This window comes from Streptomyces sp. NPDC058632 (assembly GCF_042717095.1).
In the GTDB taxonomy this organism is placed as follows: domain Bacteria; phylum Actinomycetota; class Actinomycetes; order Streptomycetales; family Streptomycetaceae; genus Streptomyces.
Genome location: NZ_JBHXQZ010000142.1, coordinates 1 through 14,217, shown reverse-complemented (window position 1 = coordinate 14,217; position 14,217 = coordinate 1). Strand labels below are relative to the sequence as shown.

The window sequence follows — 14,217 nt, the reverse complement described above, 5'->3', positions numbered from 1 at the left end:
GTATACAACATGACCACGCAACCCCATATACTACTGGGTCTGGTGGGCTCGGATTTGTGTATAAGACACAGGGCCTCCGCGGCGCCGCCCGCCGTTCTCAGCGGGAGAGCGGCGGGCGGGGCTCCTGCGGGAAGTCGCCCGGCGTGGCCCCGGGCTCCTCCCGGATCACCTCGCCCTGGACCACCTTTCCGTCGGGCCGGTGCATACGCGCCTGCTGGAAGGCATCCCCCAGGGAGCCCCGGGTGGCCTCGCGGATCTTGCGCTCGAGGGTGCGCTCGGCATAGCGGCTCACGGCCTTCTGGACCGGGGGCACCAGCAGGAGCAGGCCGACCGCGTCGGAGACCGGACCGGGGATGATCAGCAGCAGTCCGCCCAGCATCATCAGGCCGTTGCCCTCGCTGTTCGGCCGGGGCTCGGCCGGCACGCCGCTCTGCTGCTGTTGCAGCGTCTCGGTGAGGTTCTTGAAGGCGCGTCGGCCGGCCCGCTTGATGACCACCGAGCCGAGAACCAGACCGGCCAGCAGCGCCAGCAGGACCACCAGTCCGCTGGACGCCCCGGCGACGACCGTGAGCAGCCAGATCTCCAGCACCAGCCACACGGCGACGCCGAGCGGCAGGAAAGTGCGCAGCCGGGAGCGTCGGGGCCGGACGGGATTCGGTGTCTGAGCGCCAGTCGTCATGGTCCCAGTGTGCCGAACCCCGGCTCAGTTCGGGATAAGCGGTACCTCTGCAACAGCGGGCCACCAGGAACATGTGGCACCGGGACGATCCGAACGGCAGGCCGGCCTACGACTTGACCTGTTCCGTGTGTCCGGACCGCTCCGCCTCCGCCGCCTCCGCCGGCTCTGCGGCCTGCTCGGTCCGCTCGCTCTGCTTCGGCTGCCCGGCCCGCTTGTCGTCCTCGCGGCCGAGGACCTTGCCCACCCGCTCCCCCACGCCCCACGCCGTGACCCGCCACAGTGCCTCGACGAGGATGTCCCGGCTCATCTTCGAATCGCCGTGTTCCCGCTCGACGAAGGTGATGGGCACCTCGACGACGTGGTAGCCGGCCTTGACCGCGCGACGGGCGAGGTCGACCTGGAAGCAGTAGCCCTGGGAAGCCACCTCGTCCAGCCCGAGGCCCTCCAGGGCCTCGCGACGGAACGCGCGGAAGCCGCCGGTGATGTCACGCAGCGGCAGATCGAGCGCCACGCGCGAGTAGAGGCTGCCGCCGCGCGAGATGTACTCACGGGACTTCGGCCAGTTGACCACCCGGCCACCGGGCACCCAGCGCGAACCGAGCACCAGGTCGGCGCCCTTGAGCGCGGTGAGCAGACGGGGCAGTTCCTCGGGCTGGTGGGAGCCGTCGGCGTCCATCTCGACGAGTACGCCGTAGCCGTGCTCCGCACCCCAGCGGAAGCCCGCGAGGTAAGCGGCGCCCAGGCCTTCCTTGCCCTTGCGGTGCAGCACCTGGACCTGGCCGTCCGCGGCGGCCAGGTCGTCGGCGAGCGTGCCGGTGCCGTCGGGGCTGTTGTCGTCGGCCACGAGAACGTCCGCCTCTGGGACGGCCCTGCGCACCCGGCCGACGATCGCCTCGATGTTCTCCGCCTCGTTGTAGGTCGGGATGATCACCAGGGTTTTGCCGAGCGGGCCGAAGGTCCTTCCCTGGGCCTCCGTCGCGCGGGTGCCGTCGCCGTCGTTCACTGCAGCCCCTTCATCTCCTGTGCAGGGTCCCACCATAGTGGTCACAGCCGTCGACGATGCGTGAAGGGACGTTCATATCGTGCTGTCGTCACCCGAGGATCGGACAGCAGTGCGCCCTTTCGCGTGCATCGGATGGGGGCCCGGCACCCTTCGGGCCGACCTGGGACCCGCTGGCTGCGAGTCGACCTGAAGCCGTTGTCTACTGAGCGACCGGGCCCCACCCGGGTCACACCTCCCGACCCACCCGCCGGAACGTTCCCTCGGTGCCGCGCCGTCGCTGAGCCTGGCTCCCAGTGGCGGTGAACCGTGCGGCACACCGTCCCTGACCCAGCGGCGCTGCCACGAGTGGGCGGAAGTCCCCGGTCGGGCGTCCGGTGGTGGACCCGGCCGAACCTACCGGCCCCCCGCCGCCTGTCAACATCCGCTCGATCTACGCAATGCGATTTTCATACCTGGCCAGCGGGAGGATGCGCAGGTCGCGCGACGCGGGCGCGCCACAGCCTCGTCACCGGGCGGCCCGCGTAGATCACTCGCCCGGCCGTACGAAGATCGCGCGTCCGCCGACCACCGTGCGCCGGCAGACGGGCAGGTCACCGCCCGGGGTCAGGTCCGGCAGGCCGGGGGTGCCGGAGCGGGGGTCGGTGGACCAGCGCGCCACCCGGTCGTCGGGCGCCTGCACCACGAGAGCGCCGGTGTGCCAGACCGCGTAGTCGGCGGGCGCGCCCGGCACCAGAACGCCCGCGTCGTCGCGTCCGATCGCCCGCCAGCCGCCGCGCGTGTGTGCGGTGAACGCGGCCCGCACGGAGACGCGGTGCTCCGGCGTGCGGTGGAAGGCGGCGGCCCGCACCGTGCCCCACGGGTCGAGGGGGGTGACCGGGCTGTCGGAGCCGAAGGCGAGCGGGACACCGGCACGCAGCAGGGCCGCGAAGGGGTTCAGGGTGCGGGCCCGCTCCGCGCCCAGGCGCCGGGCGTACATGCCGTCCTCGCCGCCCCACAGGGCGTCGAAGGCGGGTTGGACGGAGGCGGTCAGGCCCAGTTCGGCGAAGGCGGCGATGGTCCGGGGGACGAGCATTTCGGCGTGTTCGACGCGGTGCCGGGCGGCCCGGATGCGGTCGAGGCCGGCCTTCTCGGCGGCGGCGCGCACGCCCTCGGTCACCGCTGCGACGGCGGCGTCGCCGATGGCGTGGAAGCCCGCCTGAAGGCCCGCCTCGGTGCAGTCGACGACATGGGCGGCGATCGTGGCGGCGTCCAGATGGGCGGTGCCGGTGTGGCCGGCATCGGCGTACGGGGCGTGCAGGCAGGCGGTGTGCGAGCCGAGGGCACCGTCGGCGAACAGGTCGCCCGCGGCACCGGCCGCGCCCAGTTCGCGCGCCTTGGCGACGTTCCGCTCGGCCCAGTAGCCGACGACGCGCGGGCCGGATCCCTCGGCGGCAAGCCGCAGCAGGCCGGTGAAGTCCTCCTCGGAGGAGATCTCCGGGCCGCCGCACTCGTGGACGGTGCCGATGCCGAGCGAGGCGGCGTGCGCCAGCGCGGCGCGCTGGGCCTCGGTGCGCTGGGCGGGCGTGACGGCATCCAGCGCGGCGGCGCGTACGGCGTGATGGGCGTCGCCGGTGAGCGGTCCGTCCTCGCCGGCGTCCTCGCGGTCGACGAGGTCGAGCAGCGCGGTGCTGACGACCGCGGAGTGGACGTCGATCCGGCTGAGGTAGAGAGGGCGCCCGCCGGTGGCTGCGTCGAGTTCGGCGCGGGTCGGTGGACGGCCGCCGGGCCAGCGGGCGGTGTCCCAGCCGTGCCCCAGCAGGACCCTGTCGGCCGGGCGGGCGGCGGCGAACTCCCGTACCCGGGCCAGCGCGGCCTCCAGTGAGGGCGCCTCGGACAGGTCGAGGCCGGTGAGCGCCAGTCCGGTGGCCGTGGTGTGCACATGAGCGTCGGTGAACGCCGGGGTGACCAGTGCCCCGTCGAGGTCGATCACCTCGTCCACCCCGTCCGCGAAGGAGTCGGCGGCACCCTCGGAACCGACCCAGGCCACCTGGCCGCCCTCGACGACCATCGCGGTGGCGAAGGGGTCGGCGGGGCTGTGGACCTCTCCGCGGCGGAGCAGGACGGTACGCGGCGGGTCCGTGTGCTGCGGGCCCGCGGACTGCGGGGCGGTGCGTTCACTCATGACCCACAGTCTCGCTCCTCAAAGGGTCCGGCCCGCACCCAGGGCCGCTGTTCACGCACTGGGTGCGCCCTGTACGCCCGCGCACTCCGAGCGCTCCCGCGCGGGTGACGGTGTCAGACGCGTGGCGGACGGGCCTCGTACGGCGTGGACAGGACCACGGTCGTCCGGGTGGAGACGCCCGCGAGCGAGCGCACGCGCGCCAGCAGTTCCTCCAGTTGGTGCGGGGCGGCCACCCGTACCTTGAGGATGTAGTTCTCGTCGCCCGCGACGCTGTGGCAGGCCTCGATCTCGGGCACGCCGGCAAGCCGGTCCGCGATGTCGTCGGGGGCGCTGGGGTCGAACGGTTTGACCGAGATGAAGGCGGTCATGGGCAGACCGACGGCATCGGGGTCGACGACCGCGGCGTAACCGCGGATGACGCCACGCTGTTCCAGTCTGCGCACCCGCTGGTGCACGGCCGATGTGGACAGGCCCGTGGCCTTGCCCAGGTCTGTGTAGCTCATCCGCCCGTCCTTGACGAGCAGCTGCACGATCTGTCGGTCCAGCTCCTCCATGGCGCAAGAACCTACAGTGCCGTCGATCTCGTCGGATACCCGAGCTGTCCAGGTCATGGCCGGTTCGTGATGCGCCGGGCGCCCGTCCCGGGCGGGGCGGGAGAGGACGAAGCCGTAGCAGGGGGCACCTGCGGTCGACATGTGACGAACACCACAGCCTTCGGACAGTCTCCGTGATGCTCTCGCGATTACCCCCGATGGGGGACGGGAAGTGCTTGCTGTGGTCGAGGTCGCAGTGCCTTCACGACCCAGCCCGAGGGGGAGAACCCATGCAGAGCCTTAAGCGTCCTGGTCGCAGCACGCCCAAGCGGCAGCAGCCGGTCGTCGAACTCGTCCCGGAGTACGTCGATCCCGACGCGCTCGACGACGAACTCGACGCGTACGACACCTTCGAGATGTACCGGGTCGTGTGCCCGGACTGTGCTCAGCCCATCGCCCTGCTGGCGGACGAGGAGGTCCTGCCGGAGCACGCGCTGTGCGCCACGCCGTGGAACCCGTTCGGACTGACGGTCTGCGTCGGTACGGGCCGCAGCGCCGACGACGCGCGGCCGGCGGACGAGTCCACGACGCCCCAGGAGCAGGACACCGCCCTGCTCCTGACGCTCCCTCAGGGTCTCGACTGGCGCACCCAGCCGTTCTCGCACGTCGGGGGTCCGGCTTCGCGCCCGATGCGGGTCCCCGTCATACAGCGCCACGCGGCCTGAGCCGCCGTCCCGTCCGGTGCCGGAACGGCCCACGACGCGACGCACGCCGGGCGCACCCGCCGTACCGGAACGCCCGTCAGGCGCACCGCGACCGGTACGACGCGATGCGCCGCCGGGCGCCGGAAGCCGGGCCGTCCGTCCGTCCGCGAACGCACGCACCATTCGGGCGGTCGGTGACCTGCCCGGTCACTCCCGCGTTGCCCGGGTACGACGCCCCCCACGCACGCGACGACCGGCCGTCAGCGCCTTGCCCCGTCCCGCCACCCGAACCCCGGCCCGTACCGCAGGCCACGGCCCGCACCGCGGTCGCGGCCCTGCCCGTACCCGCCACGCCGCCACCGCCGCCCCGGCTTCCGGACCCGCCGGTCCACCGGAAGTTGATGCGGCTCCGGGCCGACAAGGGCCGAGCCCTGCCCGGGCGGCACGACCCGGAGTGGTCCCGGCTCGCGGCGCCCTGGCGGGGGCTCGGCAGGTTCAGCTCGTCTGCGGCCCCGCGAGATGGCGGGCGATGACCATGCGCTGGATCTGGTTCGTCCCCTCGACGATCTGCAGGACCTTGGCCTCGCGCAGATAGCGTTCGGCCGGGAAGTCCGCGGTGTAGCCGTAGCCGCCGAGGATCTGGACGGCGTCGGTGGTGACCCGCATCGCGGTGTCGGTGCAGTGCAGCTTCGCCATGGCCGCCTGCTTGGCGAACGGCCGCCCGGCGTCCCGCAGTCGGGCCGCCGCGAGATACAGCGCGCGCCCGGCTTCGATCTGCGTGGCCATGTCCGCGAGCATGAACCGCAGCCCCTGGAAGTCGGCGATCGGCCGCCCGAACTGCCGTCGCCCGGACGCGTAACCGAGCGCCTCGTCGAGCGCCGCCTGCGCCAGGCCGATCGCGCAGGCCGCGATGCCGAGCCGGCCGCCGTCCAGCGCCGACAGGGCGATCGCGAAGCCCTGGCCCTCCTCACCGATCCGCCGGTGGTCGGGGACCCGTACGCCGTCGAAGTGGACCTGCGCGGTGGGTGAGCCCTTCATGCCCATCTTCTTCTCCGGCGCGGCGGCACTCAGCCCTTCGGCGTCGCCGGGCACCAGGAACGCGGTGATCCCGCGAGGGCCGTCCTCACCGGTGCGGGCCATGACGGTGTAGAAGTCCGCGATGCCGCCGTGCGTGATCCACGCCTTGGTTCCGGTGAGCACCCAGTCCCCACCGCCCTCGCGGACCGCCCTGGTGCGCAGGGAGGCCGCGTCGGACCCGGAGGCCGGCTCGGAGAGGCAGTAGGCGCCGAGCAGGCCGCCACCGAGCATCGCCGGCAGGTACTCGGCCTGCTGCTCCTTGGTGCCGTGGGCGGCGAGCGCGTAGCAGGCGAGGGTGTGCACGCTGGCCCCGAGGCCGACGGTCAGTCGGGCCGCGGCGAGCTCCTCGAGGACCTGGAGGTAGATCTCGTACGGCTGCTCCCCGCCGCCGTACGCGGAGTCGTAGGGCAGGCCGAGCAGGCCGGACTCGGAGAGCAGGGTGAAGGCCTCGCGCGGGAAGCGGGCCCCGTCCTCCTCCTCCGCCGCCTTCGGGGCGATCTCGCGCTGCGCGATGTCGCGGACGAGCGAGATCAGGTCCCGCGCCTCGTCCGTGGGCAGTTGCCGGTCCACCGGCTGCGGGGCGTGGTCGGGCATGGCGACGCTCTCCTCCCTGTTCGGGCACGTCGGCGGCTCTGCGCCTCGGGTCGGGGGCGGCTCCGCCGGGTCGTTCCGGCGCCTGGCCGAGGCATGGACCTCCGGGTCTCGGAGGCGGCCGGCCAGCCGCTGTGAGCTGTGAGTATGCCTGATCGAGCACAGCACGTCACTTGTTAACGACCGCTTACTCCAAGAATTTTCCGGACGCCGAAATTGGTCCGCACCATTGACCGTACTGGTCTAGTCCTCCTACTGTTTCGCTCCACCGAGTCACCGCGTTCATGCCAAGCGGCTCACGTTTCCCCTCCCCCCCACGAGGAGACACACCGGATGCAGTCCCCCCACCGCCCCCGCGTCCTGCGGGGGCTCGTGTCCGCCGCATGCGCCGCCGCGCTCGGCGCCGGGCTGCTCGCCGGCGCGGGCACCTCGACCGCCACCGCGGCGGCCCCGGCTCAGGAGGCCGCCGCAGGTTCCAAGGTCATCGGGTACTTCACCGAATGGGGCACCTACGACCGCGCCTACCACGTCAAGAACATCCAGACCTCGGGCTCCGCGGACAAGCTCACGCACATCAACTACGCCTTCGGCAACGTCACCGGCGGCAAGTGCGCGATGGGCGACAACTACGCGGCCACCGAGCGCACCTACACCGCCGGCGAGTCCGTCGACGGCGTGGCCGACACCTGGGACCAGCCGCTGCGCGGCACCTTCAACCAGCTGCGCGAACTGAAGCGGAAGCACCCCGGCCTGAAGGTGCTGTGGTCGTTCGGCGGCTGGACCTGGTCCGGCGGCTTCGGCGAAGCCGCACAGGATCCGGCCGCGTTCGCCCGGTCCTGCTACGACCTGGTCGAGAACTCGAAGTGGGCCGACGTCTTCGACGGCATCGACATCGACTGGGAGTACCCGAACGCCTGCGGCGCCACCTGCGACACCAGCGGCCGCGAGTCCTTCACGGCCCTGATGTCCGCGCTGCGCGCCACGTTCGGCTCCGGCAACCTGGTCACCGCGGCGATCACCGCCGACGCCACGGCCGGCGGCAGGATCGACGCGGCGGACTACGCCGGCGCCGCCGAGCACGTCGACTGGTACAACCCGATGACGTACGACTTCTTCGGCGCCTGGGACGCCGCCGGTCCCACCGCCCCGCACTCGCCGCTGACCGCCTACGACGGCATTCCGAAGGCCGACACGCACACCGCGGCGACCATCGCGAAGCTCAGGGGACTCGGCATCCCGGCGTCCAAGCTGCTGCTCGGCATCGGCTTCTACGGGCGCGGCTGGACCGGCGTCACGCAGTCGGAGCCCGGTGGCACCGCGACCGGCCCGGCGGCGGGTACGTACGAGCCGGGCATCGACGACTACAAGGTGCTCAAGGACAAGTGCCCGGCGACCGGCACGGTCGGCGGCACCGCCTACGCCAAGTGCGGCAACGACTGGTGGAGTTACGACACCCCGGCCACCGTCGCGGCCAAGATGGACTACAAGGACCGGCAGGGTCTCGCCGGCACGTTCTTCTGGGAGCTGAGCGGCGACACCGCGAACGGTGAGCTGATCGGCGCGCTCAGGTAAGCGCGGGCACCGCGCGGGGGGCGGAGGTTCCACGGGGGACGTCCGCCCCGCGCGGTGCCCGGTGTGTCAGGCGTCGCGGCGGGCGGGCTGAGGGGCCGGGTGCGCGGGGTCCAGTTCCTCGATGGCGCGCATGGCTCCGCCGAGTGTCTTCACCAGCAGCTCGCGCATGGTCTCGCGGGGCAGCCCGGGGCGGTCGATCCAGTCGAGGGTGGCTCCCTCGACGCTGCAGACCCAGGACAGCAGGCCCATCCGTGCCACGGGCGTGATGTCGGCGGTCCCGTACGCGCCTTCGGCGATGGTCGCGACGATCACCTCGCGCACCCCGTCCCGGACGGCGTGCACCTCGGCGTCGAAGCCGACGCCGCCGCTGACGATCGTGCGGTACGCGGCCTGGTTGTGCTCGGCGTAGCGCAGATAGCTGTCGACGGTGCGGTGCACCCGCTGGGCGGACGGCAGTTCGACACCGCCCGACGCCAAGGTGACCAGGCCGGCGACCGAGTCCTGGATGATGGCGAGGTAGTAGCCCCGCTTGGAGTGGAAGTAGTAGTAGATCAGCCCCTTGGCGACATGCGCCTGACGTGCGATGTCGTCCATGGAGAGCGCGTCGTACGACGTGTCGGCGAACAGTTTCCGACCGATGGCGATGAGTTCGGCACGGCGTGCCAGCGAGCGCTCGGTGCTGCGCGCTCCGGGGCGCGCGGCAGATTGCTGACTGGTATTCAATCCTGACCTGTTTCCTGCGGGGGGGGGGCGGGACATCCGCAGTATGGCAGGTCGGACCTCACGGCAGGCGGGAGCGGCCCGAGAGGCCGCAGCGGCCCGAGAGGCAGAGGAGTCCGGAGGTCAGAGGAGTCCGAGCTGCGTCACGAGCATCGCGACGACCACGACGAGGGTCCATCCCATGACGTGCTCGAGGATCTTCGGGCCGTCCTCCCGGGGGCCGCCGGTGCGGGCACCGGGGACGACGGCAGGGGCGGTGACGGTGGCTGCGCTCGCGCTCATGGCTTCTCGCTGGTCTCGGGGACCGTGGACTCCCCCACGGCGCTGCCCACCTTGCCACCACGAGCGGCTTTTGCGGCCGAGAGCTTGGTCACACGGCACGCACAGGGGCGGTGCGGCGGACCCTCCGGCGCCCCTCCGACAGTGGTCGGACGACCGTCGGACGACCGTCGGACGGCCGGCGGGAGTCCGCCGCACGATCCGGTTCAGCGCACGCCGACGGCCGCGAGCGCCCGGCGCATGCGCGGGGTGGGGCGCGCCGGGAAGAAGAGGTAGCAGACCCCGCCGGTGCCGGAGGCGACCTTGCCCGAGGCGTTGTACCGCTTGGTCCTGAGCCAGATGTTCTCCCATTCGCGGCGCCGGTAGACACGCCGGACGGACTCGTTGTCCGGGGAGGCGGGGTCGTTGGCGATGACGTCGCCGTCGGGTGTGAAGCCGATCACGGTCATCAGGTGCCCGGCGGTGCCGTACCCCGCTCCGGTCAGTTCGTCCTCGAGGAAGGACTGGGACGTGATGGCCGGGATGCCCGCCGCGATCAGTGTCTCCAGGTCGGTCAGCGATCCGAGCCGGGTGACGACGCCCTGAAGGCCCTCGAAGGTGGCCGCGTAGGCGGCGTTGAACGGCCAGTTGCCGCAGCCCTCGTACTGGTGGTCGTAGGTGTGGCGGGCCGCGTGGCACACCTGTGGGTCGGCGTAGGAGGGGTCGACCCAGGACAGCTGCTCCTCGGTGAGCCGGCCGCCCCAGTACTCGGCGATCATCTGCGAGGAGGTCGGACTGCACCAGGCCTCGCCGCCGTTGTCGTACTCCGGGTACTGGCCCTTGTGGATCTCCTGCGAGTAGCGCGGGACGATCAGTTCACGGGCCACGCCGGGTGTGGACGCAGGGACGGTGAAGCGGTCGGGCACGTCGGAGCCCATCGCGCCGATCCGCCACACGGTAGGGGTGAGTTTCGTGCCGGGACGGCGGTGGAGGGTCAGCCGCAGCCGGTACGAGACCAGGCGCAGGCCCGAGGCCGCGTCGTCGACGGCGAGGGTGTCGGTCCAGACCGTGCTCCGGCCGTCGCTCTGGCCGTCCACCGAGGTGCGAAGGACGTCCTGGTCGCCGGCTGCCCAACGGCCCATCACGTACCAGGGTGTGTCGGTGCCGTCCGTGTACGTGCCCTGCAACTCGGCCTGGATCCAGGTGCCGTCGGGGGTGTGCGCGTTCCAGGAGACGATGGCCTCCGTCGCCGGCACGGTGAGCCGGTGGACGGGCGAGGTCCAGATCGCGTACTCCCAGGCAGCGGTACGGCCGGTGTGCGGATCGGTGTAGTCGGTGGTGCCGGCCGCCTTCGCGATCACCAGGCCGGGGCGGACGCCCGCGACGGCGCGGGTGCCCTCGGAGCCGCCGGCACGCCAGTCGCTGTACGAGGTCCAGGCCCGGTTGCCGACGCGGCGGGCCGCGGCGGCTCCGGGGTCCGCGGAGCCGCCTGACGGGCCGGCGGACCGGCCGGGCGTGGCGTGGGCGGACACCGGGCCCGCGCTCGACGTGACGGCGGCGACGACCGCTGCGGACAGGAGGGTTCTGCGGGACGGCTGTTCGGATCTGCTCATGGGTGAAGAGCCCCCAGGTGTCGGAGTCGGACTCGGAGTCGGTGCGGGTCCGGTGCGCGGCGGGCCGGGCGGACCGCGTCCACCGGGTGGAGCGACGCCCGCCCACTATGGACGCACCGGGCCGGCCCCGCCAGCACCCCGGGCCGTGCCGTGCCGACCGCCATCGGCCTCGCCCCACGGTGCCCGGGGCGGCAGGCCGTCGGTTCTGGGAGGGCGGGCAGGTCCTAGAGTGAGACGCTGTCACCCTCTCTCCCCACCTCGCTCCGACCGCCCCGCTCCGCCTCCCCCCCCCGGAACCAGTCATGCACGATCTCGTCTCCCGCGTCCGCCGGCTCGCCCCCTCCTGTGGCCCCGTCCGGCTCGTCGGGGTCGACGGGCACGCCGGCTCGGGGAAGTCCACGTTCGCCGGGCGGCTGGCCGACGCGCTGGACGGCGCCCCCGTGCTGCGGCTCGACGACATCGCCAGCCACGAGGAGCTCTTCGGCTGGACCGGGCGGCTGCTGAGCCAGGTACTCCTTCCGCTCGGCCGGGGCGAGCAGGCGTCCTACACCCCCTACGACTGGCGGGCCCGCGCCTTCGGGTTGCCGCGCCCGCTGCCGCCCGCCCCGGTGGTCGTCGTCGAGGGCGTCGGCGCGGGGCGGCGGGCGCTGCGGCCGTACCTGGCGCTGCTGCTGTGGATGGAGCTGTCCGCGGAGGCCTCCTGGTCGCGGGGGCGGGCGCGGGACGGGGAGGAGCAGCGGGAGTTCTGGGACGGGTGGGTCGGGGCGGAACAGCTGCACTTCACCGACGACCCGTCACGCCCCTTCGCCGACCTGCTGGTTCGGGAGCGCGGGAAGGGATATGAGGTGCTTCCCGGGCCTGCCGGGACCGCCGGCCCGAACCCGCCCCTCACGCACGGTGACGGGCCGTCCGCAGTGTGTTGAACGTGTGAAGACCCCCTCCCGGGCAAGTCGCCGGAGCGCTCCGGCTCCGCTTGACCGGGGGCCGTACAGGTCTTACGTTCTCAATGTGCGGCCGTTCGGAGCCGCCCGCAGACGCGAAGCCCCCGGTTGTTCCCCCGTGACCGGGGGCTTCGTTCTGCCTTCTTCGTCCCCTCCGGGCGCCCAGCGGCATATGACGATCACTCTCGGTCACAGCACGGTGCGAGCGCCCTCTTCCCGCATCGTCCGCTGCGGGTACGGCCCTCTACGGAGGCGGCGCCGCCGCAGGTACGATGCCCTCGGTGCGACCTACGGACGCTGCTTAGCGCACCGTGCAACTCCGGTCCGCGGCACAGCGGTTCGCCCCAGGGCAGCCGGCGGGCGAGGGCCGGTGGGGCATACCGACGGGGCACGGTTTGTGAGGGACGTGATGGACTTCGGCACGCAGGGCCCGCAGGCCCCTGCCGACCTCGCCTGGCTGCGGGGCGTGGACGCCTACACGATGGGCGCCTATCCGCAGGCCGAGGAGGAGTTCCGGGCCGCGGTACGGATCGACCCGGGGATGGCGGACGGCTGGCTCGGACTGCACGCGCTGCGCGTCGACACGACGGCCTCGCTGCTGCGCATGTTCCGGCACCGGGACCGCTTCGGCGAACAGCGTGCGCGGCACCGCCGCACCCTCAACTCCTGGTACTGGCTCGGCTGGTGGGTGCAGCCCGTGCTGGAGAACCCGCGCGATCTGCTGCTCGCGCACGCCTCCCACTGGCTGGACGGCCGCCACGTCCCCGAACTGGACCGCGCGCTCGCCGGACTTCCTCCGGTGGACACCGACCCGCAGGTCCGCTTCCTGCACGCCTGCCGCGCCTATCTGGTCAAGGACTGGGAGCAGTTGGTCCGGCACACCGACCCGCTGCACGGCGATCCGCTGCTCGGGATCGAGACAGGCCTGTTCGGCGGGATGGCCCGGGTGCGTCTGGAGATGTACGGGCAGGCCGAGCCGCTGCTGTCGGCGGCCCTGATGCGCTGCCGCAGCGAGCAGCCGCAGCGCAAGGAGCTGCGCTACTGGCTGGCGCGCGCCCACGAGGGCACCGGCCGCAGCGCCGCCGCGCTCCCCCTGTACCGGGCCGTGCACCGGGTCGATCCCGCCTTCATGGACACGTCGGCCCGGCTCGCGGCCATCGCCGAGGGGGACGGCTACGACGACTCGGCCGACCTCGGCGCGGTCGCGCTCGGCGGCACGGGCGCGGATCTGCCGGACGGCCCGGACACTCTCGACCCGCTGTTCGACACCGAGGGCCGCGATCTGATGCTGTCCGAGCAGGAGCCGCCGCCTCCGCCCCTGCCACCGGTCACGGACCCTTCGGTGCGCTCGAGGACCGGCGATCCGGTGACTTTGCTGCCCACGGGCCCCACCGATCCCGCCCTCCTGGAGGAGGCGCTCGCCGAGCTGGAGCGCATGGTCGGGCTGGAGCCGGTGAAACGCCAGGTCAAAGCGTTGTCGGCGCAGCTGAACATGGCGCGGCTGCGGGCCGGGCAGGGGCTGCCGGTACAGCCGCCGAAACGGCACTTCGTCTTCTCCGGGCCGTCCGGCACCGGCAAGACCACGGTGGCCCGCATCCTGGGCCGGGTCTTCTACGCTCTCGGGCTGCTCGGCGGCGACCATCTCGTGGAGGCCCAGCGCGCCGATCTGGTCGGCGAGTACCTGGGCCAGACAGCGGTGAAGGCCAACGAGCTGATCGACTCCGCCCTCGGCGGGGTCCTCTTCGTCGACGAGGCGTACGCGCTCTCCAACTCCGGTTACGGCAAGGGCGACGCGTACGGCGACGAGGCGCTCCAGGTACTGCTGAAGCGGGCCGAGGACAACCGCGACCATCTGGTGGTCATACTGGCCGGCTACCCCGAGGGCATGGACCGCCTGCTGGGCGCCAACCCGGGTCTGTCGTCCCGTTTCACCACCCGCGTCGACTTCCCCTCCTACCGCCCCCTCGAACTCACCGCGATCGGCGAGGTGCTGGCCGCCGAGAACGGCGACGTGTGGGACGAGGAGGCGCTGGACGAACTGCGGTCCGTCGCCGGGCATGTGGTGGACCAGGGGTGGATCGACGAGCTGGGCAACGGGCGGTTCCTGCGGACGCTGTACGAGAAGAGCTGCGCGTACCGGGACCTGCGGCTGTCGGCGTACCCGGCCTATCCGGGCACACTGACCCGGGAGGACCTGGCGACGCTGCGGCTGCCGGATCTGATGCAGGCGTACGGGGAGGTCCTGTCCGGGCGGAGTCCGCAGGACCCGCCGGCGGCGTGACGCCGCCGGCTGCCGACGAACCGCAGGCTCAGGTCGCCGAGGGCCTGTCCGGCACGATCCGCCGGACAGGCCCTCGGTCTCCAC

Annotated in this window: 12 protein-coding genes; 4 read left to right on the top strand and 8 right to left on the bottom strand. The window is 72.5% G+C overall.

Features of this window, described 5'->3' with window-relative positions:
- Positions 1–97 precede the first annotated feature (97 nt).
- The 4 genes from fxsA to ACFWVE_RS33215 form a co-directional block, all read right to left on the bottom strand.
- Complete coding sequence (fxsA, locus tag ACFWVE_RS33230; protein ID WP_384022400.1) at positions 98–679, bottom strand: FxsA family membrane protein; 582 nt, start codon at positions 677–679, stop codon at positions 98–100.
- A 106-nt stretch (positions 680–785) separates the two neighbouring features.
- Positions 786–1,682, bottom strand: coding sequence for a polyprenol monophosphomannose synthase (locus ACFWVE_RS33225; RefSeq protein WP_384022397.1), 897 nt, complete (start codon positions 1,680–1,682; stop codon positions 786–788).
- Positions 1,683–2,208: 526 nt separating this feature from the next.
- Positions 2,209–3,843 carry an amidohydrolase gene (locus tag ACFWVE_RS33220; RefSeq protein WP_384022394.1) on the bottom strand — a complete coding sequence of 545 codons (1,635 nt, stop codon included), beginning with the start codon at positions 3,841–3,843 and terminating at the stop codon, positions 2,209–2,211.
- Between the two features lie 113 nt (positions 3,844–3,956).
- Positions 3,957–4,397 carry an Lrp/AsnC family transcriptional regulator gene (locus tag ACFWVE_RS33215; protein ID WP_384022403.1) on the bottom strand — a complete coding sequence of 147 codons (441 nt, stop codon included), beginning with the start codon at positions 4,395–4,397 and terminating at the stop codon, positions 3,957–3,959.
- A gap of 269 nt (positions 4,398–4,666) precedes the next feature.
- Here ACFWVE_RS33215 and ACFWVE_RS33210 point away from each other — a divergent pair, with 269 nt between their 5' ends.
- Positions 4,667–5,101 (top strand): hypothetical protein, encoded by a 435-nt coding sequence (locus tag ACFWVE_RS33210; RefSeq protein ID WP_384022391.1) that lies wholly within the window; start codon positions 4,667–4,669, stop codon positions 5,099–5,101.
- A 474-nt stretch (positions 5,102–5,575) separates the two neighbouring features.
- Here ACFWVE_RS33210 and ACFWVE_RS33205 read toward each other — a convergent pair whose 3' ends face one another.
- The gene (locus tag ACFWVE_RS33205) at positions 5,576–6,751 is read right to left on the bottom strand and encodes an acyl-CoA dehydrogenase family protein (protein WP_384022388.1); all 1,176 of its coding nucleotides are present in this window, start codon (positions 6,749–6,751) and stop codon (positions 5,576–5,578) included.
- Positions 6,752–7,081: 330 nt separating this feature from the next.
- Here ACFWVE_RS33205 and ACFWVE_RS33200 point away from each other — a divergent pair, with 330 nt between their 5' ends.
- The gene (locus tag ACFWVE_RS33200) at positions 7,082–8,320 is read left to right on the top strand and encodes a glycoside hydrolase family 18 protein (RefSeq protein ID WP_384022385.1); all 1,239 of its coding nucleotides are present in this window, start codon (positions 7,082–7,084) and stop codon (positions 8,318–8,320) included.
- Positions 8,321–8,386: 66 nt separating this feature from the next.
- Here ACFWVE_RS33200 and ACFWVE_RS33195 read toward each other — a convergent pair whose 3' ends face one another.
- The 3 genes from ACFWVE_RS33195 to ACFWVE_RS33185 form a co-directional block, all read right to left on the bottom strand.
- On the bottom strand, positions 8,387–9,043 hold the full coding sequence (locus ACFWVE_RS33195) for a TetR/AcrR family transcriptional regulator (RefSeq protein ID WP_384022382.1): 657 nt from the start codon (positions 9,041–9,043) through the stop codon (positions 8,387–8,389).
- 120 nt (positions 9,044–9,163) lie between these two features.
- Positions 9,164–9,322, bottom strand: a complete 159-nt coding sequence (locus tag ACFWVE_RS33190; protein WP_384022379.1) for an SCO1431 family membrane protein — start codon at positions 9,320–9,322, stop codon at positions 9,164–9,166.
- A 203-nt stretch (positions 9,323–9,525) separates the two neighbouring features.
- A complete protein-coding gene (locus ACFWVE_RS33185) occupies positions 9,526–10,911 on the bottom strand; it encodes a peptidase C39 family protein (protein ID WP_384022376.1) in 1,386 nt (461 codons plus the stop codon).
- A 302-nt stretch (positions 10,912–11,213) separates the two neighbouring features.
- Here ACFWVE_RS33185 and ACFWVE_RS33180 point away from each other — a divergent pair, with 302 nt between their 5' ends.
- Positions 11,214–11,834, top strand: a complete 621-nt coding sequence (locus tag ACFWVE_RS33180) for a hypothetical protein (RefSeq protein ID WP_384022373.1) — start codon at positions 11,214–11,216, stop codon at positions 11,832–11,834.
- A gap of 427 nt (positions 11,835–12,261) precedes the next feature.
- Positions 12,262–14,133 (top strand): AAA family ATPase, encoded by a 1,872-nt coding sequence (locus ACFWVE_RS33175; protein ID WP_384022370.1) that lies wholly within the window; start codon positions 12,262–12,264, stop codon positions 14,131–14,133.
- Positions 14,134–14,217 lie beyond the last annotated feature (84 nt).

Excerpts from the sequence above, each read along its gene's own strand:
- ACFWVE_RS33220 (WP_384022394.1), bottom strand. The coding sequence starts at position 3,843 with ATGAGTGAACGCACCGCCCCGCAGTCCGCGGGCCCGCAGCACACGGAC.
- ACFWVE_RS33175 (WP_384022370.1), top strand. The coding sequence starts at position 12,262 with ATGGACTTCGGCACGCAGGGCCCGCAGGCCCCTGCCGACCTCGCCTGG.
- ACFWVE_RS33200 (WP_384022385.1), top strand. The coding sequence starts at position 7,082 with ATGCAGTCCCCCCACCGCCCCCGCGTCCTGCGGGGGCTCGTGTCCGCC.
- ACFWVE_RS33205 (WP_384022388.1), bottom strand. The coding sequence starts at position 6,751 with ATGCCCGACCACGCCCCGCAGCCGGTGGACCGGCAACTGCCCACGGAC.
- ACFWVE_RS33180 (WP_384022373.1), top strand. The coding sequence starts at position 11,214 with ATGCACGATCTCGTCTCCCGCGTCCGCCGGCTCGCCCCCTCCTGTGGC.
- ACFWVE_RS33190 (WP_384022379.1), bottom strand. The coding sequence starts at position 9,322 with ATGAGCGCGAGCGCAGCCACCGTCACCGCCCCTGCCGTCGTCCCCGGT.
- ACFWVE_RS33210 (WP_384022391.1), top strand. The coding sequence starts at position 4,667 with ATGCAGAGCCTTAAGCGTCCTGGTCGCAGCACGCCCAAGCGGCAGCAG.
- ACFWVE_RS33215 (WP_384022403.1), bottom strand. The coding sequence starts at position 4,397 with ATGGAGGAGCTGGACCGACAGATCGTGCAGCTGCTCGTCAAGGACGGG.
- fxsA (WP_384022400.1), bottom strand. The coding sequence starts at position 679 with ATGACGACTGGCGCTCAGACACCGAATCCCGTCCGGCCCCGACGCTCC.
- ACFWVE_RS33185 (WP_384022376.1), bottom strand. The coding sequence starts at position 10,911 with ATGAGCAGATCCGAACAGCCGTCCCGCAGAACCCTCCTGTCCGCAGCG.